General features: G+C 72.5%; 15 protein-coding genes and 1 tRNA gene. 5 read left to right on the forward strand and 11 right to left on the reverse strand.

Features of this window, described 5'->3' with window-relative positions:
* Window positions 1–55: 55 nt before the first annotated feature.
* Genes EIM47_RS10530 through EIM47_RS10540 form a run of 3 tightly spaced genes read right to left on the reverse strand, consistent with a single transcriptional unit; the run spans window position 56 to window position 3144 of the window.
* On the reverse strand, window positions 56–1129 hold the full coding sequence (locus EIM47_RS10530) for a class III poly(R)-hydroxyalkanoic acid synthase subunit PhaC (protein WP_019397665.1): 1074 nt from the start codon (window positions 1127–1129) through the stop codon (window positions 56–58).
* On the reverse strand, window positions 1126–2478 hold the full coding sequence (gene phaE, locus EIM47_RS10535) for a class III poly(R)-hydroxyalkanoic acid synthase subunit PhaE (protein WP_125076863.1): 1353 nt from the start codon (window positions 2476–2478) through the stop codon (window positions 1126–1128). The genes EIM47_RS10530 and phaE overlap by 4 nt, the downstream gene beginning before the upstream one ends.
* Before the next feature lie 51 nt (window positions 2479–2529).
* Window positions 2530–3144 (reverse strand): CDP-alcohol phosphatidyltransferase family protein, encoded by a 615-nt coding sequence (locus tag EIM47_RS10540; RefSeq protein WP_019398649.1) that lies wholly within the window; start codon window positions 3142–3144, stop codon window positions 2530–2532.
* Window positions 3145–3264: 120 nt separating this feature from the next.
* On the opposite strand from EIM47_RS10540, the gene EIM47_RS10545 reads away from it, so the two are divergent.
* Entirely contained in the window at window positions 3265–4023 is a 759-nt protein-coding gene (locus EIM47_RS10545; RefSeq protein WP_125076864.1) for a 3-hydroxybutyrate dehydrogenase, read from the forward strand.
* 490 nt (window positions 4024–4513) lie between these two features.
* Here EIM47_RS10545 and EIM47_RS10550 read toward each other — a convergent pair whose 3' ends face one another.
* From EIM47_RS10550 to EIM47_RS10575, 8 genes are all read right to left on the reverse strand, one after another.
* Window positions 4514–5002: an 8-oxo-dGTP diphosphatase gene (locus EIM47_RS10550; RefSeq protein ID WP_019398651.1), complete on the reverse strand. Its 489-nt coding sequence runs from the start codon at window positions 5000–5002 to the stop codon at window positions 4514–4516.
* Between the two features lie 67 nt (window positions 5003–5069).
* Window positions 5070–6362 (reverse strand): threonine synthase, encoded by a 1293-nt coding sequence (gene thrC / locus EIM47_RS10555; RefSeq protein WP_028915276.1) that lies wholly within the window; start codon window positions 6360–6362, stop codon window positions 5070–5072.
* An 82-nt stretch (window positions 6363–6444) separates the two neighbouring features.
* Window positions 6445–7365: a homoserine kinase gene (locus EIM47_RS10560; protein ID WP_050992165.1), complete on the reverse strand. Its 921-nt coding sequence runs from the start codon at window positions 7363–7365 to the stop codon at window positions 6445–6447.
* 11 nt (window positions 7366–7376) lie between these two features.
* Window positions 7377–9896, reverse strand: coding sequence for a bifunctional aspartate kinase/homoserine dehydrogenase I (gene thrA, locus EIM47_RS10565; RefSeq protein WP_125076865.1), 2520 nt, complete (start codon window positions 9894–9896; stop codon window positions 7377–7379).
* Window positions 9897–9982: 86 nt separating this feature from the next.
* Window positions 9983–10123 carry a hypothetical protein gene (locus EIM47_RS15670; RefSeq protein ID WP_019398655.1) on the reverse strand — a complete coding sequence of 47 codons (141 nt, stop codon included), beginning with the start codon at window positions 10121–10123 and terminating at the stop codon, window positions 9983–9985.
* A 140-nt stretch (window positions 10124–10263) separates the two neighbouring features.
* Window positions 10264–10440: a hypothetical protein gene (locus EIM47_RS15675; RefSeq protein WP_019398656.1), complete on the reverse strand. Its 177-nt coding sequence runs from the start codon at window positions 10438–10440 to the stop codon at window positions 10264–10266.
* Window positions 10441–10536: 96 nt separating this feature from the next.
* Window positions 10537–10911 carry a GFA family protein gene (locus EIM47_RS10570; RefSeq protein WP_125076866.1) on the reverse strand — a complete coding sequence of 125 codons (375 nt, stop codon included), beginning with the start codon at window positions 10909–10911 and terminating at the stop codon, window positions 10537–10539.
* 142 nt (window positions 10912–11053) lie between these two features.
* Window positions 11054–11130, reverse strand: a tRNA-Arg gene (locus EIM47_RS10575).
* Window positions 11131–11308: 178 nt separating this feature from the next.
* Here EIM47_RS10575 and EIM47_RS10580 point away from each other — a divergent pair.
* From EIM47_RS10580 to EIM47_RS10595, 4 genes are all read left to right on the forward strand, one after another.
* A complete protein-coding gene (locus EIM47_RS10580; protein WP_125076867.1) occupies window positions 11309–12841 on the forward strand; it encodes an aldehyde dehydrogenase family protein in 1533 nt (510 codons plus the stop codon).
* 107 nt (window positions 12842–12948) lie between these two features.
* Window positions 12949–13731, forward strand: coding sequence for a class I SAM-dependent methyltransferase (locus EIM47_RS10585; protein ID WP_205948715.1), 783 nt, complete (start codon window positions 12949–12951; stop codon window positions 13729–13731).
* A gap of 1 nt (window position 13732) precedes the next feature.
* Window positions 13733–14473: a metallophosphoesterase family protein gene (locus tag EIM47_RS10590; protein WP_125076869.1), complete on the forward strand. Its 741-nt coding sequence runs from the start codon at window positions 13733–13735 to the stop codon at window positions 14471–14473.
* Between the two features lie 79 nt (window positions 14474–14552).
* Window positions 14553–14831, forward strand: a complete 279-nt coding sequence (locus EIM47_RS10595; protein ID WP_019398661.1) for a DUF4190 domain-containing protein — start codon at window positions 14553–14555, stop codon at window positions 14829–14831.
* The last annotated feature ends 1 nt before the right edge of the window (window position 14832 follow it).

A 14832-nucleotide genomic window follows, 5' to 3' on the forward strand; every position in this document is an offset into this window, starting at 1 on the left:
GGTCGGCTTCCGGGGATGGCGCGAAGTCTGGCCGGGCGGCGCCGGGCGGCGGGACTCAGCCCTGCCGCGCCGCCAGCCAGCGCTGGATCGCCGCCGGCACCTCGCGCTGGGCACGGCTGGAGACGTACAGGCCGATGTGCCCGCCGCGGAAGCCCAGCTCGGTGTAGTCGTCGGTGCCGACCAGGCCGCCCAGCGCGCGCGAGGCCGAGGGCGGCACCAGGTGGTCCTGCTCGGCGTAGATGTTCAGCACCGGCATGTCGACGAAGCCCAGGTCCACCGGCTGCCCGCCGATGCGCGCGTTGCGGTTGATGAAGGCATTGCCCTGGTAGAACTGCTTGATGAACTCGCGGAAGGCCTCGCCGGCCTGGTCGGGCGAGTCGAAGATCCACTTCTCCATGCGCAGGAAGTCCTCGACCGCCTTCGGATCCTCCAGCGCGTCCACCAGGCCCACGTACTTCTGCAGGTTCAGGCGGAACGGCTTGAGCATCAGGTAGCTGGCGTTCATCAGGTCGGCGGGGATGTTGCCCAGCGCGTCCACGAACAGGTCCACGTCCAGCCCGCGCACCCAGCCGGAGAGCATGTTGTCCGGGGTCTGGAAATCCACCGGGGTGACCATGGTGACCAGGTTGCGCACCTTCTCCGGGTGCAGCGCCGCGTAGCACAGCGAGAACGCGCCACCCTGGCACACGCCCAACAGGTTGACCGGGCCGCCGATGGCTTCGACCAGGTGGTCCACCGCACCGTCGATGAAGCGGTTGATGTAGTCGTCGAGGGTGAGGTAGCGGTCGGAGCGGTCCGGGTAGCCCCAGTCCAGCACGTACACGTCCAGGCCCAGCTCCAGCAGCCCGCGCACCAGCGAGCGGTCGGCCTGCAGGTCGACCATGTACGGGCGGTTGACCAGGGCGTAGACGATCAGCAGCGCCGGCCCGCTGGGCTCGCGCTCGCCGACGAAGCGGTAGAGCACGGTCTTGCCGTCGCGCCAGACCTCCTCGCGCCGGGTGGCCCCGTAGTCCACTTCGCCCACCCGTGCCAGCACCTGCAGGCCTTGGGCCAGCCGGCGCTGGAACTGCATGGCTTCCTGCGCCAGCGCCAGCGGGTCGAACCGGAAGGGACCACCCTGCCCGCTCATCCGCCACGGCCTCCGCGGCTACCTCCCGCCTTGCCGGTGGCGAGGTTGCGGTTGACCCAGTCCTTGATCGAGACCACCTGCGCGCCGCCGGCCGGCTGCGCCTTGCGCGCGCGTGCCTGGGCCGGCCGGGGCGACGCGGCCGCGGGGGCCGGCGTCCGTGTCGCGGCGGCCTTGCGTGCGGCCGGTTTCTTCGGCGTCGCGACAGCCTTCTTCGCCGCGGCTTTCTTTGCCACGGCCGGCTTCGCCCTGGCGGAGGCCCTGGCCTTGGGCGCTGCAGCGGACTTGGCGGCAGCAGCCTTCTTCGGAGCCGCCGGCCTGGCGGACCGCGTTGCCTTGGCGGAGGCCTTGGCGGCTGCCTTGGGGGGCTGCGCGCTGCGCGCCCTGGCGTCGCCCCCGGCTTTAGCGCCGGTGGCTGTGGCCTTGCGCGGCGCGGCCTTGCGCGCGGCTGGCCTGCCCGCGCCTGCCGGCGCCGCGGCGGCCTTTTCCTTGCGCGGCACACGCGGCGTGGCGCCGGGCACCGCAGCGGCGTTGCGCGCCAGTCCCGCGGCGCGGCGCAGTTCGCGCACGCTGCGCTCCAGCTCGGCGACCTTGCGGTGCACCGCGTCCACCTCGCTGCGCCCGGGCAGGCCAAGCAGCGCGCCCAGGCGCTCGACTTCCTGCTGCAGGCCCTGGCGCACGCGCATCAGCGCATTGGTCAGCGCCGCGTACTGCTGCTGGTATTCCTCCGAGAGCGCAGCCTCGGCCCAGGCCTCCTCGGCGGCGTCGATCCACAGGTCGAACAGCGCCCGCGCGCTGGCCAGCTGCTGCTCGGCGTTCTCCTGCCGCTGCTCCAGCAGGCGCTCGAAGCGGGCGAAGGCATCCTGGCCGATGCGCGACAGCAGCGCGGTGAACGCCTCGTTGCGCTCTTCCCACTCCTGCCAGGCCGCGGCCAGCGCCTGCAGGCGCTGCTGGTGCTCGCGCGCCGGGCCCAGGCCGGGACGGCCAAACCATTCGGAAGCCTGCTGCCGCAGCGGGCGCAGCACGGCCTCGACGAACGGGCGCACCTGGTCGGGCCAGCCGGCCACGGCCGCGCCCATGCCGCCGGGCAGGCCCTGGAACACGCCGGCGAAGGGACTGCCGTCCTGCCCGCCCAGCATCTGCCTCCAGGCCGCGGCGATCTCGGCGGCGCTGCCGCCGCCCTCGGCGAACTGCGCGGCCAGCTGCTGCATGCGCGCGTACCAGTCGAACGCGGCCGGCGCGGGCTCCTCCGCCGCTTCCGGCCGCAGGCCAACGCCGAGCAGTCCGCTCCAGGTATCCCAGTACTGGCGCGCCAGCGAATCGAGGTCGCCGGGCGAAGATGCGTTGGCCATGAGCCTCTCCGGTGTCGCCGCCGATTCTAGCAGCGGCGGCGCGCGGGGCCCTTACGGCTTGGGAATATGGATGGTCTTGCTGATCATGAGCGAGCCGGACAGGGCGAACAGCAGCACCAGCGGGTGCAGCTGCCACGGCCCCAGCTGCCACTGGCCCCACCACAGGTCGGCGCCGATCCGGCCCTGCCAGGCGGCCACCGCCAGCACCACCACCAGCACCAGGCTGGTCGGGATCGGCGTGCCCTCGAAGTACTTCACCTTGCCCTCCTCGCCGGCCAGCTGCTCGGCGGTGACGTTGTAGCGCGCCAGGCGGCTGACGCCGCAGCCGACGAAGTACGACAGCACCAGCCAGTCCCAGCCGCCCTGCATGCCGCAGGCGTAGGCCAGCGCCGCCGGGGCCAGGCCGAAGGAGATCACGTCGGCCAGCGAGTCAAGCTCCCGGCCCAGGGTCGAGGACGACTTGCGCCAGCGCGCCACGCGCCCGTCCAGGGCATCGAAGATGAAGGCCGCGGGGATCAGCGCCATGCCGGCCAGCAGGTCGCCCACCCGGCCGTCCTGGAGGAAGCGCATCGCCGCGAACACCGCGCCGGTGCCGCAGAAGGCGTTGGCCAGGGTGAACCAGTCGGCGAGCTGGAAGTCGCGCAGCATCGAGAAGTGGCGGGACATGCGTAAGGCCTGCGTGGGAGGCGCACAGGATACGCCCGCGGCGGTCGAAGCCGGGTGCGCGGCGGGGCTTCCGCCGCCGCGGGCGCTTGCTAAAGTCGTGGCGAGCCACCGGAGACGCCCATGCGCAACATCCTCATCACCGGCGCGGCCAGCGGCATCGGCGCCGGCATCGCCCGCGAGCTGGCGGCCGCGGGCCACCACCTGGTCGTCAGCGACCTGTCGGCCGAGGCGGCCGCCGTGGTCGCCGCGGAGACCCGCGCCGCCGGCGGTTCGGCCGAGGCGGTGGCGCTGGATGTGACCTCCGACGCCAGCGTGGCCCAGGCCCTGGCCTCGATCTCCTGCCCGGTGGAGGTGCTGGTCAACAACGCCGGGCTGCAGCACGTCGCGCCGCTGGAAGAGTTCCCGCCGGAGAAGTGGGACTTCCTGGTGCAGGTGATGCTGGTCGGCGTGGCCCGCCTGACCCGCGCGGTGCTGCCGGGCATGCGCGAGCGCGGCTACGGCCGCATCGTCAACATCGGCAGCATCCACGCCCTGGTCGCCAGCCCGTTCAAGAGCGCCTACGTGGCGGCCAAGCACGGCCTGGTCGGCTTCTCCAAGGTCATCGCCCTGGAGACCGCGGACACCGACATCACCATCAACACCATCTGCCCCAGCTATGTGAAGACCCCGCTGGTGGACAGCCAGATCGCGGCGCAGGCGCGCACCCGCGGCATCTCCGAGGAGGAGGTGGTGTCGCAGGTGATGCTCAAGCCCATGCCCAAGGGCGTGTTCATCGGCATGGACGAACTGGCCGGCACCACCGCGTTCCTGATCTCGCCGGCCGCGCGCAACATCACGGGCCAGTGCCTGGTGCTGGACGGCGGCTGGACCGCGCAGTAGCCGCGCGCCGTCGCCCGTAAACCCGCCCTGCCCGCGCACCGTTTACGCTGCGCGGGCACGCAACCATGCGCGCCTGGCCGCACGCACCCCACCACGCCACATCGGTAAACCCGCCGCGCCTGCGCGCTTTACCGCGCGCCGCACGGATGCAGCGGTTGCCGCGCGTGATCGAACACATGCCCACCCACCGCCTGGCGATCCGTGGAACATCGGAACCATCGATCCGCACACCGCGGGACAGTGGCGAATTTTTCGCCAGGGATCTTGACGAGTCCGTCACACAAGGCGTCGCGGTGGTTATCCACATACTTGTCCGCGAACCATCCACAGGCGGTGTGGAAAACCGCGTCCCCGACCCCGCGGGGGCTGGCGAAAATTTCGCCACCCATCTTGACATGCTTGTGCCGCAAGCGCGCGCCGCGCTTATCCACACGCTTTTCCCGCTGCTTTCCACATCCGGTGTGGAAAACGGCGCGGGGCGTGGAACATCTCACATGCGCGACCAGTTCCAGGACTGCATGCGCCCGTCGCGGTACGGCATCACCCCGTGGAATGGCCGCGGGTCGCCGTCGAACACCAGCGGCAGGAAGTTGCGGTCGCCTTCCCACATCGGCAGCTCGTCCAGGCGTTCGATTTCCACCCACTCCAGCGTGCCCTCGGGATTGGACTGCAGTGGCGTGCCGGTCCAGCCGTCGATCACGAACACGAAGCCCAGCCAGTCCTCGCCGTGCTTGCCGAAGCCCGGCCAGCTGATGGTCCCGCGCAGCTGCATCGAGGTGCACTCGATGCCGGCCTCCTCGCGGATCTCGCGGCGCATGCCGGCAAGCACGTCCTCGTCGCGCTCGATCTTGCCGCCCAGGCCGTTGTACTTGCCCAGCTGGTGGTCGTCCGGGCGCGCGTTGCGGTGGATCATCAGGACCTTCGAGCGGTCCGGCGAAAGCACGTAGCCGAGCGTGGCCACGATCGGGGTGTACGGCATGCAGTTCGGCCCCTGGCGGAAAGCGGCATTCTAGCCAGCGGCCCGCGCCGGGCCGCCGGCCGTCGTGTCAGCGCAGCAGGTGCGCGCGCAGGGCCTCGTACTCCGGCGGCACCGGCTCGGCCTGGGCCGGGCGCGCCAGCAGCTCGGCCAGGGCCGGCGGCACCTCCACCGGATGCCCGACCAGCGGCTCGACCACCGATTCGAACTTGGCCGGGTGCGCGGTGGCGGCAACCGCCCAGTCGCCATCGGTGCCGTCGGCGCGCAGCTCCTGCAGCACGTGCACCGCGGTGGCGGTATGCGGGCAGAACACCTCGCCGTGCTTCTGGCTGCGGGCCTGGATGGTGGCGCGGATGGTGTCGTCGCCGACCGAGATCGCGGTGAAGCCCTCGCGCAGCGCGGCCTCGTCGCCGCCGTAAAGCCACAGCAGGCGCTCGAAGTTGCTGGGCGCGCCCACGTCCATGGCGTTGGCGAGGGTGGCCACGCTGGGCCGCGGGCTGTAGGCGTCGCCGGCGAAGAACTCCGGCAGGACCCGGTTGGCATTGGTCGCCAGCACGATCCGCCCCAGCGGCGCGCCCAGCGCGCGCGCCAGGATCCCGGCCAGGGCGTTGCCGAGGTTGCCGGTGGGCACCACGAAGTTGAGCTCGCGCCCGGTCGCCGCGTGGTGGCTGAGCGATGCGTGCGCGTAGTAGCTCATCTGCGGCAGCAGCCGGCCCAGGCTGATGCTGTTGGCCGAACTCAGCGGCACCTGCGCCTGCAGCTCGGCGTCATTGAGCGCGCGCTTGACCAGGGCCTGGCAGTCGTCGAACGAACCGGCCACCCGCAGCGCCGAGACGTTGCCGCCGAAGCAGCCGAGCTGGTGCGCCTGGCGCGGCGAGACCCGGCCGTCCGGGTACAGCACCACCACGCGCAGGCCCGGCTGGCCATGGAACGCGGCGGCCACCGCGGCGCCGGTGTCGCCGGAGGTGGCCACCAGGATGGTCAGCGGACGGTCCGCGCCGCGGCGGATGCGCGCCAGGCAGGCGGCGAGGAAGCGCGCGCCGACGTCCTTGAACGCCGCCGTGGGGCCATGGAACAGCTCCAGCACGTGGTCGCCCGGGGTGGCCAGCGGCACCAGCGGCACCGGGAAATCGAGCGCCTCGGCGCAGATCGCCGCCAGCTCCGGCTCCAGCGCGTCGCCGGCGAAAAACGGCGCCAGCAGCGCGGTGGTGGTCTCGGCCAGGCTGGCGCCAGGGCGCAGCTGGCGCGGCGCCGGCAGCGCCTGCGGCACGTACAGGCCGCCGTCGGGCGCGAGGCCGGCGGCAATGGCCTGGCTGAGGTTGACGGCGGGAGCGGCGTTGCGGGTGGAAACGAAGTTCATCATGGATCCGTCGGGGCCTGGGGCGACCGCGGCGCGGCCGGCGGTGGATGGGGGACGCGCGGCCGGCGCCGGCCGCGCATGGCGGTTACAGCAGGGTAGCGCCGGGGCTGTCCAGCGGCGCCACCCAGGCCTGGCTGTCCAGGCCGGCGGCGGCGAACGCCGCCTGCACCGCCGGGGCCGCGGCCTCGGCACTGGCGCGGCTTTCGAACCAGCCGAACACGCTGGGACCGGCGCCGGAAATGCTCGCACCCATCGCCCCGCCGTCCAGCATCGCCGCCTTGGCCGCGGCAAAGCCCGGGATCAGCGCGGCGCGGCGCGGCTCGACCAGCACGTCGCGCAGGCCGGCGCGCACCAGCGCGGCGTCGCCGGCATGGCAGCCGGCCAGCACCAGTGCCAGGTTCGCGCTCTGCGCCACGAACTCCGGCAGCGCATAGCTGCCGGCCAGGGCCTCGCGTGCCTTGCGCGTCTCCAGCACCGCTTCCGGGTGCACCAGCAGGCTGTGCCACGCCTCCGGCACCGGGATCCGCACCAGGCGGTCGGCGGTGGCCAGCACCAGCCCGCCCAGCAGCATCGGGCCGATGTTGTCGCCATGCCGGCCGCCGCTGGCCACCGCCTCGCCTTCCAGCGCGAACGGGTACAGCGCGTGCCGTGTCAGCGGCCGGTCCAGCAGTGCGTTGGCGGCCACCAGCGCGCCCACGCACGAGGCGGCCGAACCGCCCATGCCCGAGCCCAGGGCGATGCCCTTGTCGATCTCGACCTCGAAGCCGAACGGCAGCTGCAGCGCCCGGCGCATCGCCTCCAGGGCGACGCCGGCGGTGTTGCGCGAGGCTTCCAGCGGCAGCGGATGGGCGGCACCGCGGATCTGGCGGATGCGCACCTGCGGCTCGGCGATGCGGCGCACGGTGACCGTGTCACCGGCGCCGGCCAGGGCGAAGCCGAGGATGTCGAAGCCCACCGCGGCGTTGCCGGCCGAGGCCGGGGCGAAGGCCGTGGCCTGGCGCTGCATCGCGTCGCCGCTCACAGGCGCGCCCCGCGGCCGGCGGCCACCCGCAGCAGGTCGGCGAACACGCCGGCGGCGGTCACCTCCGGGCCGGCGCCGGGGCCCTGCACCACCAGCGGGTTCTCGCAGTAGCGGCGGGTGGTGAACTGGACGATGTTGTCGGTCAGGCGCAGGTTGGCGAAGGCGTGGTCGCGCGGCACCTCGACCAGGCCGACCGAGGCCTTGCCCTGGGCATCCAGGCGCGCGACGTAGCGCAGCACGCTGTTGTTGGCCTGCGCCTGCGCCAGCCGCGCGGCGAAGCCGGCATCGACCTCGTGCAGGCGCGCCATGAAGTCGTCCACGCTGGACTCGCGCAGCGCGGCCGGGACCAGGCTCTCCACCTGCACGTCCTCGATGCTCAGCTCGCAGCCGGCCTCGCGCGCCAGGATCACCAGCTTGCGGCCGACGTCGGTGCCGGACAGGTCGTCGCGCGGGTCCGGCTCGGTGTAGCCCAGCGAACGCGCCTCGGCCACCAGCCTGGAGAACGGCACGCTGCCGTCGTAGCGGTTGAACAGCCAGGCCAGGGTGCCGGAGAAGATGCCCTCGATCGAGATGACCTTGTCGCCTGTGTCCAGCAGGTCGCGCAGGGTGGAGATCACCGGCAGGCCGGCGCCGACCGTGGCCTCGTAGCGGAAGCGCGCGCCGCTGGCCTGGGCGGCGGCGCGGATCTCGCGCCAGCGCTGCAGCGGGCCGGAGCCGGCCTGCTTGTTCGGGGTGACCACGTGGATGCCGGCGGCCAGCCACTGCGCGTAGCGGTCGGCCACCTGCGGGCTGCCGCTGCAGTCGACGATCACCATGTGCGGCAGGTGCGAATCCAGCAGGTGCGCGGTGAAGCGGTCCAGGTCCAGCGGCTCGCGAGCGGCGGCGTAGGCCTCGCGCCAGTCGCCCTCGATCCCGCGCGGATCCAGCAGCTGGCGGCTGCGCGAGGCGATCGCGCGCAGGCGCAGGTCCAGCCGCGCCCTATCCAGCAGCTTGCCGCGCGCGGCCATCAGCTGGTCCAGCAGGGCACCGCCGACGTTGCCCGGCCCGATCACGCCCACCGCGAAGGTCTGCGGCGACAGCCAGAACCCGGCATGCGCCGCGCGCAGGGCGCGGGTGGCCTGCTCGCTGTCGATCGCCACCGAGATGTTGCGCTCGGACGAGCCCTGGGCGATGGCGCGGATGTTGACCTGGGCGCGGCCCAGCGCGCCGAACAGGCGCGCGGCGATGCCCGGCTGCCCGGCCATGCCGTCGCCGACCGCGGCCAGCACGCTGATGCCCGGCACGTGCTGCACGCGCTGCACCTGGCCGATCGCCAGCTCGTGGGCGAAGGCGTTGAGCAGCGCCGCCTGGGCGCGCTCGGCGTCGTCCTGGCGGACCACGCAGCAGATCGAGTGCTCGGACGAGCCCTGCGAGATCATCACCACCGAGACCCGCGCGTTGCGCAGCGCGGCGAACACGCGCTCGGCGGTGCCGGGCACGCCGATCAGGCCGGTGCCTTCGAGGTTCACCAGGGCCAGGTTCGGGCTCAGGGTCAGGCCCTTCACCGGCCGGGTCGGATCGCGCCCGGCGCTGATCCGGGTGCCCGGGTGCTCGGGCTGGAAGGTGTTGCGGATGACGATCGGCAGGCCGCGCTCGATCGCCGGGTACATGGTCTGCGGATGCACGACCTTGGCGCCGAAGTAGGCCAGCTCGCAGGCCTCGTCGTAGCTCAGCGACTCCAGCTGCACCGCCTCCGGCACCACCCGCGGGTCGGCCGAAAGCACGCCGTCCACGTCGGTCCAGATGTGCAGCTCGTCGGCCTCGAACAGGGCGGCGAAGATCGCGCCGGAGAAGTCGCTGCCGTTGCGGCCGAGTGTGGTGACGCGGCCGTTGCGGTCGCGCGCCACGAAGCCGGTGGCCACCACCCGCCGCTGCGGGTTGGCCTGGCGCCAACGCGCCAGTTTCTCCGCGCTGCGCGCCCAGTCCACGTCCACGCCCAGTTCGCCGTGGGTGACCACCAGCACCTCGCGCGCGTCCAGCACCGCGCAGTCCTCGCCCAGCGCGCGCAGGTGCATGCCCAGCAGCTGCGCCGAGTACACCTCGCCCAGGCCCTGCACCCGCTGCAGCACTTCCTCCGGCAGGCTGCCGAGCACGTGCACCGCCTCCAGCACCCGCGCCAGCTCGTCGAAGCGCTGGTCGATCCACTCCACCGCGTCGCCGGCGTGCTCGGCCAGCAGGGCCACGGCCGCGCTGCGGTGGCGCGCGCGCAGGTCGTGCCAGGCGTCGCGCCAGTCCGGCTCGCCCTCGCCCGCCGCCGCGGAGGCATGGGCCAGGGCGATCAGCGCGTCGGTGACGCCCTTCATCGCCGAGACCACGATGACCTGGATGTCCTCGTCGCGCGCCAGCAGCAGCCGGGCGACGTGGCGGTAGCGCTCGGCATCGGCCACGGAAGTGCCGCCGAACTTGTGCACGACGGTGCGGACGGCGGACGGGCGCGGGAGGGATTCGGACGGACTTGCGACTGCGGCAGACGACATCGGAGACCTCGGTTGTGAGGCCCAGCGCGCGTATCGGTGCGGGTCGCCCCGCGCCTGATCCAGGTGCGGGGCCGTGGGTTTCGCAGTTACACGAACACGACGGGCCGCACCGGGCGGGTAATACCGGTGGCGGTGGTAATCGCGGTGGTAATGCCGGTGACCGGCGCGCACGCACGCATCCGCCGCGGCGGCGGAAGGAGGACGGCGGTGGCGTTGCGGTTCGACATGGCCGTCAAGAGGACACGATGCACAGGGGCCGTGTCAAGTGCTGCAACGCCACATCCGCGGAAAAATTTCCGTTGCCAAAGAAACAGTTAGCGTGCATGGCCGGGTACGGCACCAGCGTCGGCAACGCCTGCCAGGCGATTCACGGCTGCGCTTTCGCCACCGGATCCAGTACCACCACCAGCAACGTCGCCAGCGGCCCCAGCAGCAGCGACGCCAGCCACCATCCCAGGCCGCTGCGGCCCTTGGCCTGCGCCAGGCCCGCGTTGATCAGCGACAGGGTGCCCCACCCCACGAAGAACTCCGAACTGGCCTGCATGCATCTTCCTCCTTGCGTTTGCCCCTGTTTCCGGGCGCATGCCGCACGCGCGGCGCGGCTGGCCCGCCTGCGCCGGCAGCGCCCCGCCCGGGACCGCTACCTGCGGTCCTCCTCGTACTGCTCGGCCCCGGGCACCGGTGCCAGCCACGGCTCGCGGCGCTTGACCCACAGCTCGTAGCCCGGCACCAGGCCGGACGGGGCCTGCGCCAGCACGCCGAGCTTGATCTCCGCTTCCTTCGCGTCGAGCGAGAACACCGGCGAGGCGCAGGCCTTGCAGGCGCGCTGCCCGCGGAATTCCGTGGTCTGCCCCGCGTGTTCGAAGCGCTCGGCCGGCCACACCCCGTACCAGGTGAACGCCGTACCGCTCTCCCGGCGGCAGTTGGCGCAGTGGCAGATGCCCACGCGCAACGGCTCCCCGCGCGCGAGCACGCGGACCTGGCCGCACAGGCAGGTGCCCTCGTAGGTCTTCATCGCATCGGCGCCGACTGGAGGGAGACACAGCTTGCTACATGCGCTGCGCGGCGTGCCAGCCCGGCGGTGATGCAATGGCGGAGGCCGCGGGCGCAGCGGTGCGGGTTCCGCAGGCCAGGGCCCATGGCGCGGGCGGGAAGGATGGCAGCCCCGACACGATTCGAACGTGCGACCTTCCCCTTAGGAGGGGGACGCTCTATCCAGCTGAGCTACGGGGCCAGGACGGCGGATTGTCGCATGGCGCATGCGCGCGGCCAATCCACCCGGGCAGGGGCGCATTGCACGCCGCGGTGCACCAGGGCGCGCCTGCCGCCATTGCTAGAATCGGCCCACGCAATCCGGCCGGTGCGCGCCAGCGTGGCGCGCACCGGCCTGCATCCACCTTCCAGGAGATTCCATGTCCGCATCGCTGCTCCAGGCCCTGGGCCTTGGCGCCACCAATTCCGGCACCTACCTCGGCGACGGCCGCTGGTCCGACGCCACCGGCGCGGGCGTGCTGCGCCCGGCCAACCCGACCACCGGCGAGGTGATCGCCGAGGTCCACGCCACCACCGAGGTCGACTACGAGGCGGTGATCGCCCGCGCCCAGGAAGCCTTCAAGGCCTGGCGCACCACCCCGGCGCCGCGCCGCGGCGAGGCCATCCGCCTGTGCGGCGAGGCCCTGCGCCGGAACAAGGACGCGCTGGGCTCGCTGGTCGCGCTGGAGATGGGCAAGTCCAAGGCCGAAGGCGACGGCGAGGTGCAGGAGATGATCGACATCGCCGACTTCGCCGTGGGCCAGAGCCGCATGCTCTACGGCTACACCATGCATTCGGAGCGCCCCGGCCACCGCATGTACGAGCAGTACCACCCGCTGGGCCTGGTCGGCATCATCTCGGCCTTCAACTTCCCGGTCGCGGTGTGGAGCTGGAACTCGTTCCTGGCCGCGATCTGCGGCGACGTCTGCATCTGGAAGCCGTCCAACAAGACCCCGCTGACCGCCATCGCGGCGATGAAGATCTGCAACGAGGCGCTCAAGGCCGGCGGCTTCCCGGACATCTTCTTCCTGATCAACGACGCCGGCACCGCGCTGTCGGAGAAGCTGGTCGAGGACCGCCGCGTGCCGCTGATCAGCTTCACCGGCTCCACCCAGGTCGGCCGCATCGTCAACGAGAAGGTCGCCCGCCGCCTGGGCCGCTGCCTGCTGGAGCTGGGCGGCAACAACGCCATCATCCTGGACGAGAGCGCGGACCTGAAGCTGGCGATCCCGGGCATCGTGTTCGGCGCGGTCGGCACCGCCGGCCAGCGCTGCACCACCACCCGCCGCCTGATCGTGCACGAATCCATCTACGACACCGTGCTCGACACCCTGGTCAAGGCCTACAAGCAGGTCGAGGGCAAGATCGGCGATCCGCTGGATACCAACCACCTGATGGGCCCGCTCAACAGCGCCGAGGCCGTGCAGCAGTACCTGGCCACGATCGAGAAGGCCAAGGCCGCCGGCGGCACCGTGGTCACCGGCGGGCGCAAGCTGGACCGCCCCGGCCACTTCGTGCTGCCGACCATCATCACCGGCCTGGACAACAGCGATCCGGTGGTGCAGCACGAGACCTTCGCGCCGATCCTGTACGTGATGAAGTACGGCTCGCTGGAGGAGGCCATCGAGATGCAGAACGGCGTGCCCCAGGGCCTGTCCTCGGCGATCTTCACCCAGGACCTGAAGGCGGCGGAGAAGTTCCTGTCCGCGGCCGGCAGCGACTGCGGCATCGCCAACGTCAACATTGGCACCTCCGGCGCCGAGATCGGCGGCGCGTTCGGCGGCGAGAAGGACACCGGCGGCGGCCGCGAGTCCGGCTCGGATGCGTGGAAGGTCTACATGCGCCGGCAGACCAACACCATCAACTACTCCGACGCCCTCCCGCTGGCCCAGGGCATCAAGTTCGACCTGTAAGCGGCACCCGCGCCGGCGGCGGCCAAGCCGCCGCCGGTCGCACCGCGCGGCTCCGGCATTCCGGCCGGGCCGCGCCCCGCAACCGGCACGTGGCCGTTGCAGCCGGCATGGAGGTTCCAGTGGCGGAAGACCTCAGCCCCACCACCCGCTTCAGCGACCGCGTCGCCGACTACGTCCGCTACCGGCCTGGCTATCCGCCGGCGCTGCTGCAATGGCTGCGCGAGGAACACGGCGTGGACGCTGGCTGGCCGGTGGCCGACATCGGCGCCGGCACCGGCATTTCCGCGAAACTGTTCCTCGATGCAGGCCACCCGGTGGTCGCGGTGGAGCCCAACGCCGCCATGCGCCAGGCGGCGGTCGACTGGCTGGGCAAGCATCCGCGCTTCCGCGCGGTCGATGGCCGCGCCGAGGCCACCACCCTGGACGATGACAGCGTCGGCCTGGTCTCGGCGGCGCAGGCCTTCCACTGGTTCGACCAACAGGTGGTGAAGCCGGAATGGCGCCGCATCCTGCGCCCGGGCGGGCTGGTGGCGGTGTACTGGAACTCGCGCCGGCTGGCCGGCACGCCCTTCCTGGAAGGCTACGAGCGCCTGCTGCGCGAGTACGGGCTGGACTACACCAGCGTGTCCGAGCGCTACGGCGACGACGCGCACATGCGCCGCTGGTTCGGCCGCGGCCTGCGCGGCCTGGCCCGCTTCCCGCATTCGCAGCGGCTGGACCTGGAGGCGCTGCGCGGGCGCCTGCTGTCCTCCTCCTACGCCCCGCGCCCCGGCCATCCCCGGCACGCACCGATGATGGCCGCGCTGGACGGGCTGTTTGCCGCCACCGCGGTGGACGGCCGCGTCGATTTCGATTACGACACGCGCATCTTCGTCGGCACCCCGGACTGAGATGCGCATCGCCGCCATTTCCGACATCCATGGCAACCTGCCCGCGCTGGAGGCGGTGCTGGCCGACATCGCCCGCCGCGGCTGCGACCTCACCGTGAACCTCGGCGACATCGTCTCCGGCCCGCTGTGGCCGCGCGAGACCCTGGAGCGGCTGGTCCCCCTGGACCTGCCCACCATCGCCGGCAACCACGAGCGCCAGCTGCTGGGCGACCCGGCCGGGCTGGCCCCCTCCGACGCCCACGCCCGCCAGGCGCTCACCGCCGCGCAGCTGGACTGGATCCGCGCCCTGCCCCCGCGCCTGCGCCTGGACGAGGTGCTGCTGTGCCATGGCACCCCGGGCAGCGACCTGCAGTACCTGCTGGACGACATCGCCCCACCGGTGCTGGTCGCGGCCAGCGCCCACGCCGCGGCTGCGCGCCTGGACCACCCCGACGCCGCCGGCGCGGCGGTGGTGCTGTGCGGGCATTCGCATACCCCGCGCCAGCTGCGCCTGGACGACGGCCGCCTGGCCTGCAATCCCGGCAGCGTCGGCCTGCCGGCATTCGATACGGAGTACCCGGTGCGCCACCAGTCCGGCACCGGCACCCCGCACGCCCGCTACGCCGTGCTGGAGCGGCGCGGGGGCGGCTGGCACGCCGACCTGGTGGCCGTGGAGTACGACCACCAGGCCGCTGCGCACCGGGCCGCGGAGCTGGGCCGCGCGGACTGGGCCCATGCCCTGCGCACCGGGCGCATGCCCTGAACCGCGGCGGCGCCGCGGGTTTCTGGAATAATCGCCCCTGCGCGCCGCCACGGCCGCCCCGAACCACCCAGGAAACCGAATGAACCAGATCCCCAAGACCAGCCCCCTGGCCGTCACCAGCCTCGTCACTGGCCTGCTCGGCTGGACGCTGCTGCCGCTGCTGGGTTCGCTGGTGGCCATCGTCACCGGGCACATGGCCCGTTCCGAGATCCGCCGTTCCGGCGGCACCCTCGACGGCGACGGCATGGCCCTGGTCGGCCTGGCCCTGGGCTGGGCGCCGGTGGTGCTGGGCCTGCTCGGCCTGATGGTGGTGTTCCTGTTCCTGGGCGGCGTGGCCTGGCTGGCCTCGGTGGGCTGAT

The sequence above is a fragment of the Pseudoxanthomonas sp. SGT-18 genome (assembly GCF_003931645.1).
GTDB lineage: Bacteria > Pseudomonadota > Gammaproteobacteria > Xanthomonadales > Xanthomonadaceae > Pseudoxanthomonas.